The sequence below is a fragment of the Nocardia amikacinitolerans genome (assembly GCF_900215415.1).
GTDB classification, from domain to species: Bacteria; Actinomycetota; Actinomycetes; order Mycobacteriales; family Mycobacteriaceae; genus Nocardia; species Nocardia amikacinitolerans.
On sequence record NZ_OBEG01000004.1, the window covers coordinates 347821 to 360503 of the forward strand.

10 protein-coding genes are annotated in these 12683 nt (G+C 67.7%); 8 read left to right on the forward strand and 2 right to left on the reverse strand.

From position 1 onward, the window contains the following. Positions 1-46: 46 nt before the first annotated feature. Complete coding sequence (gene dnaN, locus CRP45_RS19970; protein ID WP_067786332.1) at positions 47-1222, reverse strand: DNA polymerase III subunit beta; 1176 nt, start codon at positions 1220-1222, stop codon at positions 47-49. 843 nt (positions 1223-2065) lie between these two features. Beyond that, positions 2066-4069 carry a chromosomal replication initiator protein DnaA gene (dnaA, locus tag CRP45_RS19975; RefSeq protein WP_097246344.1) on the reverse strand — a complete coding sequence of 668 codons (2004 nt, stop codon included), beginning with the start codon at positions 4067-4069 and terminating at the stop codon, positions 2066-2068. 606 nt (positions 4070-4675) lie between these two features. Here dnaA and rpmH point away from each other — a divergent pair. From rpmH to CRP45_RS20015, 8 genes are all read left to right on the forward strand, one after another. Continuing rightward, positions 4676-4819, forward strand: coding sequence for a 50S ribosomal protein L34 (gene rpmH / locus CRP45_RS19980; RefSeq protein ID WP_006550910.1), 144 nt, complete (start codon positions 4676-4678; stop codon positions 4817-4819). A gap of 21 nt (positions 4820-4840) precedes the next feature. Beyond that, complete coding sequence (gene rnpA, locus CRP45_RS19985) at positions 4841-5305, forward strand: ribonuclease P protein component (protein ID WP_097246345.1); 465 nt, start codon at positions 4841-4843, stop codon at positions 5303-5305. Continuing rightward, positions 5302-5655 (forward strand): membrane protein insertion efficiency factor YidD, encoded by a 354-nt coding sequence (gene yidD, locus CRP45_RS19990; RefSeq protein ID WP_097246346.1) that lies wholly within the window; start codon positions 5302-5304, stop codon positions 5653-5655. Before rnpA ends, yidD begins: the two co-directional genes overlap by 4 nt. Before the next feature lie 4 nt (positions 5656-5659). Further along, positions 5660-6736, forward strand: a complete 1077-nt coding sequence (gene yidC, locus CRP45_RS19995) for a membrane protein insertase YidC (RefSeq protein ID WP_097246347.1) — start codon at positions 5660-5662, stop codon at positions 6734-6736. Between the two features lie 124 nt (positions 6737-6860). Next, positions 6861-7367 (forward strand): Jag family protein, encoded by a 507-nt coding sequence (locus tag CRP45_RS20000; RefSeq protein WP_245910296.1) that lies wholly within the window; start codon positions 6861-6863, stop codon positions 7365-7367. A gap of 232 nt (positions 7368-7599) precedes the next feature. Next, positions 7600-8394, forward strand: a complete 795-nt coding sequence (gene rsmG / locus CRP45_RS20005; RefSeq protein WP_097246348.1) for a 16S rRNA (guanine(527)-N(7))-methyltransferase RsmG — start codon at positions 7600-7602, stop codon at positions 8392-8394. A gap of 1441 nt (positions 8395-9835) precedes the next feature. Continuing rightward, positions 9836-10606: a DUF5984 family protein gene (locus CRP45_RS20010; RefSeq protein WP_245910297.1), complete on the forward strand. Its 771-nt coding sequence runs from the start codon at positions 9836-9838 to the stop codon at positions 10604-10606. Positions 10607-11722: 1116 nt separating this feature from the next. After that, positions 11723-12673, forward strand: a complete 951-nt coding sequence (locus tag CRP45_RS20015) for a ParA family protein (protein WP_245910253.1) — start codon at positions 11723-11725, stop codon at positions 12671-12673. The last annotated feature ends 10 nt before the right edge of the window (positions 12674-12683 follow it).

Here is a 12683-nt window from a genome sequence, read left to right on the forward strand (position 1 = left end):
CCGTCCCGGTCACCGCGGGCGACGGCACCCGATCACGCACAGATGCTCAGCCCGGGAGCCGGACCGGCATCAGCAGGTAGATGTAGGAGCTGGCCAGCGCGGCGAAAGCGCCGGAGTCGAGCACCTCGGGCTCCTCCTCGCTCGCCGGGAGCAGCACCGCGGGACGACTGGGGGTGGTGAATCCGAAGGTGACCCGATCGGAGTGCAGCGCGGACAGGCCGTCCACCAGGTAGCCGGGGTTGAAGGCGATGGTCAGCGCTTCGCCGCGGAAATCGGCGGGCAGCCATTCCTCGGCGCGGCCCGCGTCGTCACCGCCCGCGGACAGCAGCAGGCCCTCGCTGGAGAACTCCAGGCGCACCTGCGCACCGCGCTCGGCGACAAGTGCGACGCGCTTGATGGCCTCGGTCAGCGCCGCGACCTCGAGCGTGGCGATGGAGGTGTGCTCCTTGGGGAGCAATTGGCGGAACTTGGGGAATTCCGCGTCGAGCAGCCGCGTGGTGGTGCGGCGGCCCGCGTTGACGATGCCGAGCAGGCCGTCCGAGCCTGCGCCGGTGCCGAGCGACAGCTGCACGGGCGCGTCCGAGGGGCCGAGCGTCTTGGCGGCTTCGGAGAGCGTACGGGCCGGGATCAGCACGGCGGTCTCGATGTCGGTGCGGGCAGGCTGCCATTCGATGTGGCGCACGGCCAGCCGGAAGCGGTCGGTGGCCGCGAGAACGACCTGGGGGCCTTCGATCTCGACGCGAATGCCGGTGAGCATCGGCAGGGTGTCGTCGCGGCCCGCCGCAACGGCGACCTGGCCGACGGCCTCGGAGAAGACGTCCACACTCAGTTCACCGGTCTGCTGCGGCACCTCGGGCAGCTGGGGATAGTCCTCGACCGGCATGGTGGGCAGCGAGAACTTGGCACTGCCGCAGGAGATCAGCACGCGCGTGCCGTCGACCGAGACGTCCACCGGCTTGTTGGACAGCGCCTTGGTGATGTCGGCGAGCAGACGGCCGGAGACCAGGACCTCGCCGGGACCGGCGACCTCGGCCGCGACGCGCATCTGCGCGGAGACCTCGTAATCGAATCCCGAGACGGTCAGTCCGTCCTCGCTCGCCACCAGCAGCACGCCGCCGAGGACCGGCACCGGAGGCCGGGACGGCAGGCTGCGCGCGACCCAGGCGACGGACTCCGCGAAATCCTCTCGGGCGACCCGAAACTTCATGCTCGCAAGCTCCATCGCCCGATCTGTCCTCTCCCGGTTCCGTGATCCGTGTGTGGCGTCCGTCCGAGCACTGTTGGCTCGACAGCATGTTGGCTCGACAACGTGTGGTTCTCGTCAGGGGGTGCTGGATCGGCCGCGCCAGCAGTCTGGCACAGGCGACCGACATAAAACGTACCCGTGTGTGGCCCGGGTACCTAGTCCGACCCTCGATTCGCGCTCGCGTGTCCGAAACGGGTGTCCGTGTATCCGCGAGTGCCCATCCCCTCTTCTCCTTGCCTGGGTAGACGAGTGGCTCCTGACCGGACGCTCCCCGACCGACTTTCCACACACCCTGTTTTGAAGAGAGATCTATAAGAAGAAGAACTGAAGTAGTAGTAGGCACTGTGGAATCTGTGGACTGAGCCCGTTTTCGCTGGTCCGGGGGTGTGGTGCCGTGGGGATGGCCGTCGGGTGACTCGAGGATGAACCGTAGGCGTCTGTGGAGGTTCGAAAACTGTCCCACGTTCATCCTCGAGCCGTCCTCGAGTTGTTCCACCGGATTCACCCTGTTGTTCACACGTGTGCACCGAACGGTGGACAGCTCGAGGAATCCTCGAGGACTCCACACGGACTCCTCGAGGATTCCACAAGCCCCCGACCGAGACGTGGCTGGTCAGACCCTGTGGGCAGAAATCGATGGGGATGATGTTGATAGCCGGCTGTGAGCGACGGCCGGTCCACTCTTCCGCGAGCCTGTGCACGAATCGGTGGACAAACCAGGGGATTCCTCGAGGACTCCACAGGGAATCCTCGAGGAATCCACAACGCACAAAAAAGCACCGCCCCTGGTCAGGGGCGGTGCGGGGTTGTGGAGGACGCTCAGCGCGAGCGCTGTTTGATTCGGGCTGTGAGTTCTTGAACCTGGTCGTACACACGGCGGCGCTCGGTCATCTCCTTGCGCACCTTCTTCTCCGCGTACATGACCGTGGTGTGGTCGCGGCCGAACGCCTGACCGATCTTGGGCAGCGATAGGTCGGTGAGTTCACGGCACAGGTACATGGCGATCTGCCTGGCCTGCGCCAGCGGCCGCGCCTTGCCTGGCCCGGTCAGCTCCTCGAGCGTGGTGTTGAAGTACTCCGCGGTGACGGCCATGATCGTCGCCGCGTTGATCTCCAGCGCCGCGGTGTCCGGCATCAGATCGCGCAGCACCACCTCGGCGAGCGGCAGATCCAGCGGCTGACCGTTGAGCGAGGCGAACGCGGTGACGCGGATCAGCGCGCCCTCCAACTCGCGGATGTTGCGCTCGACCCGGCTCGCGATCAGTTCCAGCACGTCGTGCGGCACGTCGAGCCGATCCATCCGCGCCTTCTTGCGCAGGATGGCGATGCGGGTCTCCAGTTCCGGCGGCTGCACGTCGGTGATCAGGCCCCACTCGAACCGGGTCCGCAGCCGCTCCTCGAGGGTGGCCAGCTGCTTGGGCGGTCGGTCGGAGGAGACCACGATCTGTTTGTTCGCGTTGTGCAGCGTGTTGAAGGTGTGGAAGAACTCCTCCTGGATGCCTTCCTTGCCCTCGATGAACTGGATGTCGTCGACCAGCAGAATGTCGGTCTCGCGATAGCGCCGCTTGAACGCGACCTTCCGGTCGTCGCGCAGGCTGTTGATGAAGTCGTTGGTGAACTCTTCGGTCGACACGTACTTCACCCGCATGCCGGGAAACAGCCGCTGGGCGTAGTGTCCCGCCGCGTGCAGCAGGTGCGTCTTGCCGAGACCGGAGGCGCCCCAGACGAACAGCGGGTTGTAGGCGCGGGCGGGCGCCTCGGCGATGGCGACCGCCGCGGCGTGCGCGAAGCGGTTGGAGGCGCCGATCACGAAGGTCTCGAAGGTGTACTTCGCGTTCAGGCTCGCCGACGAGTTCGCCGGAGCGGGCGTCTCCTGGCTCTTGGTGAAGTAGGTCGGCCAGTTGTTGCGGACGTTGACGACCGGCTCGTCGTCGGGCTGCTCGGTGCGCAGCGCCTCACCGGACTCGCGGACCGAATCGTGCGCGGCGGCGGGCGCGGCTTCGCGCAACGGCATCCGCGCGGGTCCGCGCATCGGAGCGGGCTCGGGGTTGAACAACGACTCCTGGCCGGGCGGGGTGGAATCCCTTCGCGAACCCATCCCCGGCCGCGGCGCCGTCGACACCTCGGGCACCGCGGCGGAGTCGGGGTAGTCGCCCGCGCCCGGCGCGCGGTAGGCCGCGGTCGGATAGTCGTCGGCCGGGTAGTCGACGCCGGACTGGTAGTCGGCCGGGTAGTCCGAACTCGGCGGGTAGTCGGGCGCGGGGGTGTACTCGGCGGCGGGCGCGTAGTCGCCGGACTGGGGATAGTCGGACGGTCCCGGATACTCCGGCGCGGGCGCGAAGTCCTGCTGCGCGTAGCGCGGGGCCGGGTAGTCGGTGCGGCTCGGCGGATCGGCCGGGAAACCGACGGGGCCGCGCGACGCCTCCCTGGTGCGCTGCGTGTCCCGGTTCCGCTGGGCGGCCTCCCTTGTTCGCTCCGGACGACTGGTCATCCTGGCGTGCCGTGGGTTGGCGGCCGACCGATCGGTGTTCGGCGTCGCGGGCGCCGCGATGCGTACGCCGAGGCCCTCGACCTGGGGACCGAGCCGCCGGGCGAGGGAGCGCAGGATGGGTTCGCGCAGATCGCGCTCGATGGCCTCCTGGGCCAGCGACGAGGGCACCGACAGCAGGGCGAAACCCTGTGCGACGGTGATCGGCTTGACGAGTTTGAGCCAGGCCTGCTGTGCTCGGGTCACCGCCGGGATCGAGCCGTCGTCGGAACCGGTGGTGAGCTCGGCAATCACCTCGGGCCACACGGTGGCCAGCACGTTCTGCTCGTCGTCCATGCAGTTTCCTCCCCGGAAGTAGGTCGATAGGAGCAGACGGCCGGGGTACGCGAGCAGGTTCGTGGATGGGCTATCCTGTGATCCCGCGTACGTCCGTAGCCGCGTGGACGCTGCTCGGATTCCCCCGTACCAAGGCAGCGGCGTTGGCGCCGTCGGCCTACGAATATGCCACTCCAGGGGTCTTTCCACACAATTATCCACAGATGTGGAAAACCCTGGGGAAATGTGAAACAGGCTCGAAGTTCGCGGGGATCACGCCCCGACCTGCGGATCTGTAGCAACCATCTGGCAACGCGTCGCCCGTCGGCCCGCTCGGCACGCCTAGGGGTGTGGACGAAGTCACGAAGAAGCCCGGGCGCGTCGCCCGGCAGCGCACAGGATCTCCCCGGGGGCCGAGTTTGACCCGTCTCCAGCTGATCAGTACCCTCGTACAGTCACCCCTTGGTGCGGTGGCGGTCCCGTGCTGACCGCGTTAGGTCGTTTGACGACCGTTGTGCGCCAGGACCGACGCGCGCCGATGATGACATCGCGATTCATCGCGCACATACGTATCACCGACAAGCTTCGGGCGCCGCACGGCGCCCACCAACTCGAGGAGTGTTGACCGTGGCCAAGGGCAAGCGGACGTTCCAGCCGAACAACCGTCGTCGGGCGCGGGTTCACGGCTTCCGCCTCCGGATGCGCACCCGTGCGGGTCGCGCCATCGTTTCGGCGCGTCGCCGCAAGGGCCGCGCTTCCCTCACTGCCTGATCCTCGCTCTCGGACGCTCGGGTGTTGCCTGAGCCGTATCGGTTGCATCATCGTGCCGACTTCTCCCGGACGGTGCGCCGCGGCCAGCGAATCGGGAGGCGAGATCTGGTCGTACACGCGCTCGTGCACGGGTATGACGGAGTCGTGGGCACTGACGAACGACACGGTGCTCCGGTAGCCACCGGAGCGCTCGTTCGCGTCGGTGGGCCGAGGTTCGGATTGATTGTCAGCAAGGCGGTGGGCTCCGCGGTGGTTCGACACCGGGTGGCCCGCCGCCTGCGTCATATGTGCGCCAAGGTGGTCGGCGAACTGCCCGCCGAGGCCGACATCGTCATCCGGGCGCTGCCCGGCGCCGCGACCGCGGAATCCGACGAACTGCTGCGGCAGTTGCGCAGCGGGTTGCGCAAGCTCGGCGTCGCTCAGGCCCCCGCCCGAACCGGCGCACGGGTCCGACCCGTCGCCGTCGACGCGGACGTTTCGTCGTGAGATTCGTCGCCGTCCTCGGCAGGCTGCCCACCCGCACGCTGATCTTCCTGATCGAGCTCTACCGGACCTATGTCTCCCCCACCCGCATGCCGGTGTGCCGTTTCACCCCGACGTGCAGCGAGTACGCGGTCACCGCGTTGCGAACCCGAGGACTGTTCGTCGGCCTCGGACTGACGGTCGTGCGATTGGCCAAATGCGCGCCCTGGCACCCTGGTGGGTGGGACCCCGTTCCCGAGCGCGAACATCGCGCACGGAACGAGGCTGCGGCCGACGCCTCCACGTCGGCGCCACACGCTTGTAAAGGATCGCCGCACGCGGCGATCGGCGACACGAACGACGGGAGTGCATAGAGCCGTGCTCGACTTCATTTACTACCCGGTGTCCTGGATCTTGTGGTTCTGGCACCGTGCTTTCGCGGCCATCCCGGGCTTGGGCAAGGACAACGGCCTGGCCTGGGCGCTGGCGGTGGTGTTCCTGGTCTTCACGCTGCGCGTCGTGCTCTACAAGCCGTTCGTGAAGCAGGTGCGCACCACCAAGCAGATGCAGGAGCTGCAGCCCCAGATCAAGGAGCTGCAGAAGAAGTACAAGAACGACCGCCAGAAGATGGCGCTGGAGATGCAGAAGCTCCAGAAGGAGCACGGCTTCAACCCGCTGATGGGCTGCCTGCCGATCCTGGCGCAGGTGCCGGTCTTCCTCGGTCTGTTCCACGTCCTGCGTTCGTTCAACCGCACCGGTCACGGGTTCGGTCAGCTGGGCATGACGCCAGAGGAGAACGCGAACACCGCGAACTACGTCTTCAACGCGGCCGACGTCCAGTCCTTCCTGAGCGCCCGCATCTTCGGCGCGCCGATCTCCGCGTTCATCACCACCCCGGCCAACGAGCTGCTCGCCTTCGCCGACTATGGCGGCATCCCGAGCCGGGTGAGCATCGCCCTTGTCGCCATCCCGCTGATGGTGATCGCCGGTCTGGCGACCCACTTCAACGCCCGCGCCTCGGTCGCGCGGCAGACCCCGGAGGCCGCGGCCAACCCGCAGGCCGCGCTGATGAACAAGCTGGCGCTATGGGTCTTCCCGCTCGGCGTGCTCGTCGGTGGTCCGTTCCTGCCGATCGCCATCCTGATCTACTGGGTCTCCAACAACATCTGGACCTACGGCCAGCAGCACCTCGTCTTCGGCCGGATGGCGAAGGAAGAAGAGGCCAAGAAGCAGGCCAAGCTCGAGCAGCGCGCGCAGAACGCGCCGAAGCCGGGCGCCAAGCCGGTGAGCACGAAGAAGAAGCCGGCGGCCACCGCCGTCGACGCCGAGCAGGCCGAACCGTCGGCGAACGGCACCCAGAAGACCGCGGCAAGCAAGGCCGCCGGACAGCGCAAGCCCGGTGGGCCGAAGCGTTCGGGTCAGCGCGGTCGGGCCAACCAGAAGCGTCGCCGCTGACCGCCGAGCAATCCCGTGATCGCGCAACCGCCCGGCGCCGAGCGCCCGGCGCCCGCGATGGACAGATGAAGGAATCCAAATGACTGTTGAGACCGACGGAGGGGACGCCACCGTGGCGACGACGATGGTGAACGCCGGAGCGGATGCCGGCGATGTCGTGAGCGATGCCGAGGAAGCCCTGATCGAAGAGGGCGAGATCGCGGGCGATTACCTGGAGCAGTTGCTCGACGTGCTCGACTTCGACGGCGACATCGACCTGGACGTGGAGGGCGACCGTGCCGTCGTGAGCATCGACGGCGGCCGCGACCTGTCGAAGTTGGTGGGCCGCAACGGCGAGGTGCTCGACGCGCTGCAGGAGCTGACCCGGCTCGCGGTGCAGCAGGCGACCGGCGTGCGCAGTCGCCTGATGCTGGACGTGGCGGGCTGGCGGGCCAAGCGTCGCTCCGAGCTGAGCGCGCTCGGCACCGCCGCCGCCAAGCGGGTGCTCGAATCCGGCGCCCCGGAATCGCTCGACCCGATGACGCCGTTCGAGCGCAAGATCGTGCACGACGCCGTCGCCGCGATCGAAGGGGTCAGCAGCGAGAGCGAGGGCGTGGAGCCCAACCGCTTCGTGGTGGTCGTGCCGGGCTGATCCGCCGACTGTGCCGGAGGACCGCGCGTTTCGTCACGTTGACGATTGACGCTTGGATTGGGCGTACTCCGCCTTCGCTCCGTGCGCGGTCCGAGGGCGGACGGCCGTCCGATAGTGTCGTCTAGGCCTCCGGTCTTCGGACCGGGGGCCTTCTCCATGCCGGGGGCGCCGCGGCCCGTGGCCGAGGCGGACATCCCGCTGTCTTGCAATTGGTGACCTCGAGCTCGGAAGGATGTTTCACGTGGAACGAGAACTCGGTGGAAGCGCCGCGCTGCCGACCGAGCTGGAGCCGCCCGCGGCGGCCGCCACCGTCTTCGGCGATCGGCTCGACATCGCCCGCCGCTACTGCGCCGCCCTCGCGACCTCTGGCGTCGAGCGCGGTCTCATCGGACCCCGCGAGGTCCCGCGGCTCTGGGATCGGCACATCCTCAACTGCGCGGTGGTCGCGGAGCTCATGCCCGAAGGAGCGACCGTCGTCGACATCGGTAGCGGTGCGGGTCTGCCCGGCATCCCGTTGGCCATCGCCCGCCCCGACCTACGCATCACCTTGGTCGAGCCGTTGCTGCGCCGCACCGTCTTCCTGAGCGAGTTCATCGAGTCGGCCGGACTCGACATCACCGTCGTCCGCGGCCGCGCCGAACAATCCGGCGTGATGAAGGAAGCGGGCGGCGCCGACGTCGTCACCTCCCGCGCCGTCGCCCCCCTCGCCAAACTCGCCCAGTGGTCCCTCCCCCTCCTCCGCGACCACGGCCGCATGCTCGCCCTCAAGGGCGTGAGCGCGACCGAAGAACTGGAACGCGACGGCGAAGCATTGACCCGCGCGGGCGCCGGCAACTTCGAGGTCCTCGAATGCGGTGTGGGAGTGCTCGATACGCCCACGGTGGTGATCAGCGCCGAACGCCTCCCGCGAGCGGAACGCACACCACGCCGCCGCACGGAGAAGGTCGGAAGCCGCCGCGCGGTCGGCCGCCCCGAGGGCGGGGTTCTCCGCCGCAGCACCGAACGTCGTCGCTCGAGCGGGAAGTAGGGCCGCGAGCCCTCTTCTACGCCTGCGCGCTGTTTCACATGAAACAGCGTCACGATCCGCCGCTCCATCCAGATCCATCGATCCGTTGGCGCTACCGGACGACTCGGCCGGACTCTCGCCCCCAGCGCAGCAGACCGTCTCGGCGCCATAGGTCGGTTGGCTGTGCTCCCCCGCCGGTTGCTTCGATGTCCTGACGGTGCGGCCTGACGGCTGGCTCCCGATCCTTGGTGGATAGCTTGGCCGGAGGGTGCGCTGCACGGCGGGACCGGTGGATTCAACCGGCTGGTGCCTCGTGCCCGCCGAGCGTGGCTCTGAGCGCCATACAGGGCGGGCAGCCGTGCGGCTAGCTTGCCCCATTGCCACCATGATGGCTCAGCCTGGTGCGCGTCCTTGATCGCTTGCCGCACGGCGCGGTCCACAGTGCGGCGGGACGGTGGACCCGGTGGCAGGGCGAGTGGCTCGGCCCACGGCTCGTGGATGGTGGGGCTCCCGATCGGCGGCTGGCGCAGTCCGACAGCACGCCCCGATGGCGCGGTCTGGCGGCGCAAGCGGATGCGCGGTCCGACGCCGCGGCGGGAGGTGCGCCCGATCTGTAGCCGGGTGGCTCCGCCCCGCGGCGCAACTGGCTGGGTGCGCTCCCTCTGGCCCAGCCAGCCAGCTTGGGTGGGATGACTTCACGGGTGGCGCGCTCTCGATCGACGGTCGGCGCAGTCCGATGGGACGCCCCGATGGCGCGGTCCGATGGCGCGGGCGAATGGGCGGTCCGATGGCGCGCGCGGATGGGCAGTCCGACGGCGCTGCGAAACGGTCGGCCGGATGACGCGCCGGTTGGTCACCCGGATCGCGCGGCCCGAAGGCAATCGACTGGAAGGGGCGGCCGGTTGGCTCGGTCCGACGCAGCGCCCGTGCGGCTCGACAGCGCGGTGCGCCGGCTATCTCGATCACCTGCCGCCGATTGCCCGGTGCGGTGGCGCGGCCAGAGAGCGTGACGAGACGGTGCTTCCGATGGCGCGGGGATGGGAGCACCTCCGATGCCGGCCTTCCGATGCTCGGCCGGATAGCTGGATCGGATCGCTCGGCCGCTTCACCGTCGGGTCCGGCCGCCGTCGACGCGTGCGACTGGCTCAGTTGTGCGGTTCGCTCTGTGGGCGAGAGGTGTCTCGAATCGGGTCCGATTGGAATCGCTCGGCGGATGTTTCACGTGAAGCATCGCCCGGCGCTCGAACTCGCTGATGTCGAGTCCCGCTGAACGTCGACCCTGTCCGGTTCAGCCGTGACTCACGGCAGTGCCGAACCCGCGCTCACGCCGATTACATCGCGTCCTGTTCGATCTCCGTGCCAGTGCCACCAGTGAACGGTGCAGAACGTCCGCGGGGCGATCGACCCGCGACCCACGAATGTGGTCGACAAAGCGCGGGGTGATCAGTTGGATCGAGGCATGATGCGTGTCCGGTTCGAGTTGGCGCCCCTCGAGGAGGTCGTTCCGTGGGGGGAGCATCGCCGTCTGCATTGGTTCGGGCTCACCCAGGGGTGGTACTGCCTGGAGGTTGGTGGTGTGGAGTTGCTGAGATATGCAGAGCGGCCCAGGAACTCGACAGGCGATGGCGGCGCCGCCGTGACGTCATGGGTGGACTATTACGTGGTGCGGCTGTGGGAGGACCTGCTCGCTGTTCTGCCCTCGGCCCTCGAGCCGGTACCGGAAGATCTGGCGAAGTTCTTCGCCGCTGGCGCCGAGGGGTGGGTCGATACCGGAGATCTGGCTCTACTCGACGATCCAGCGATCGAGGCCGCCTCCGAGGCGTACGGCCTGCGCTGGACCGACACTTCGTATCTGCGATTCGGCCCCGCGTTTCGCTGGTGGCGCACTCTCGGCCCCGAGGACACGATCACCATGGCGTGGCAATTCACATCCGATCCGGACGGTGAGATCACGTTCTCCGCACCGCCGTCGGGTGTTCGGACGGTCGGCACAGAGGAATTCATAGCCGCGGTAGCCGATTTCGACCACCGACTGCTGCAAGCCATGCAGGAGCGTGTGGACCACCTGGCTGCGGCCGGTGGTATCCGGGAGATCGAACTCGATATCCCTGCGCTGATTCGAGAACAGGCGCAGCGCCAGACATGGTTGCCGCGGGCGTTGGCGCGGCAAGACGACACCGACTGGGCCGCCGTACGCGCAGGGGCGGCCATCCTGACTCCGCATCTGGTGTGAACGCGCGGAACTGGGGATCGTGGATGTTTCACGTGAAGCATCGCCCGACGTACGAATTCGGCGGTGCCTGAGGGCCGCTCGTCCGGTTCGCCAAACCGGGGACGCTCACCGCTATTCGCGCGGCTGGGGCGTTGCCGCATCGCGCGACCGCGCTGGGCCACCTCTTCCGTTGGCGCGCGTCGGGAATGGCCGGACCGGAGGATGCGCGCCGCCGACAACTCGACCACCGCTCGGCCCGATGGCTCGGCCTGAATATTCGGCCCGATGGCGCGGGCGGATTGCTCCCCCGGATCGCGCGGCTCGGTTGCGAGACTGGCGGGCGCGCGGCCGGGGCAGCCCGCACCCCGCTGGAGTACCGCGATGGCTCGATGTTTCACGTGAAGCATCGCCGGGGATTCGAGCTCGATTGTGGGCAGCGCTCCATTGTGAGTCGGCCGCGAGAAGCGGACGTTCCAGCCGCGCCGCGCGCCCGCCATTGGTTGTGCGGCATCCCGCAACGAGACACGACCGACGCCGCGTCATCGAGAGTGTCAGCGTCTTGAATGCGTGAATGGAAGGCGCAGCGCCACTCTCCGCAGGAGCGCGGCATTCCGCCCGTTCACGCAATGCTTCACGTGAAACATCGCCCGCCCGCGGCAGTCCCCGCACGAGCAGCACAACCCGATGAAGCCCCGCGATTCCTCCTCCACGCAAGAAGTCTGCGAGGGCGCGCAAAGTCCAACCCGTCGAACACACCCCAACCAGGCACCTCTGAACCCCTCGTCCGCCCAGTGGAAATCACCCTCCCCGCCGGAAATCCTGCGGCACGCAATGTTCATTCGCGTGGATCTGCGTGTCGCCGCGATTCAACTTTCTTCTAGCGCTCAGTGCTGGCAAGCTAGTGTGCGTCGGGCGTGAGCGTTGATGCCACGGTGGGATGTGGGTGTGCGGGACAGCTCCGCTCGGTTGATCGGGCGCCGTCCCGACGGAGCATCATGTTCGATCCGACACAGGCTGTTGAAGACACGGCGTCGGCGTGGGCCGAGGGCACGTGGTCTGTAGTTCTCGGGTTAGGAGCTGTCTATGTCGAGCGGTCCGGCGAATGTTTCACGGGAAACTACGTCGCGCGTGCCGGGGATGCTGGACTCCAGCAACTTCGACGCGGAAGCATTCGGTAGCACACCGTTCGGGCACATCTCCCCCAGCGAGACCCCGATCGCGGCCGAAGCTCAGCGCGCCAGTCAGATATTGCATCCAGGAAAGGTGACAGTGCCGAAACCTCGCGAGCAGCGCATCATCACCATCGCGAATCAGAAGGGCGGCGTCGGTAAGACGACGACGGCGGTGAATCTTGCCGCGGCCCTTGCGCATCAGGGGATGAAGGTGCTCGTGATCGATCTCGATCCGCAGGGCAACGCCAGCACCGCCCTCGGCATCGAGCATCACTCGGGTGTCCCGTCCTCCTACGAACTACTCATCGGCGAGGTCTCCGTCAAGGACGCCATTCAGCAGAGCCCGCACAACGAGCGGCTGCTGTGCATCCCGGCGACGATCGATCTCGCGGGTGCGGAGATCGAACTCGTCTCGATGGTCGCCAGGGAGGGCCGCCTCAAGGGCGCCATCCAGGAGGCCAATATCGCGGGCTACGACATCGATTACGTGATGATCGACTGCCCGCCTTCCCTCGGCCTCCTAACGGTCAACGCGATGGTCGCGGCCAAGGAGGTGCTGATCCCCATCCAGTGCGAGTACTACGCGCTGGAGGGCGTCGGCCAGCTGCTCCGCAATATCGGTCTGGTGCAGGCGCATCTGAATCCCGAGCTGCACGTGTCCACGGTGATCCTCACGATGTACGACGGCCGCACCAAGCTCGCCGACCAGGTCGCGGAGGAGGTGCGCGGCCACTTCGGCGATGTGGTGCTGCGCTCGGTGATTCCCCGCAGCGTGAAGGTCTCCGAGGCGCCGGGTTACGGAATGACCGTGCTCGATTATGATCCAGGCTCCCGGGGTGCGATGAGCTACCTCGACGCCGGGCGTGAGATGGCTCAGCGGGCGATGGCCCGGCAGGCCGCGAACGGCGCGGAGTGATTCGGGTACT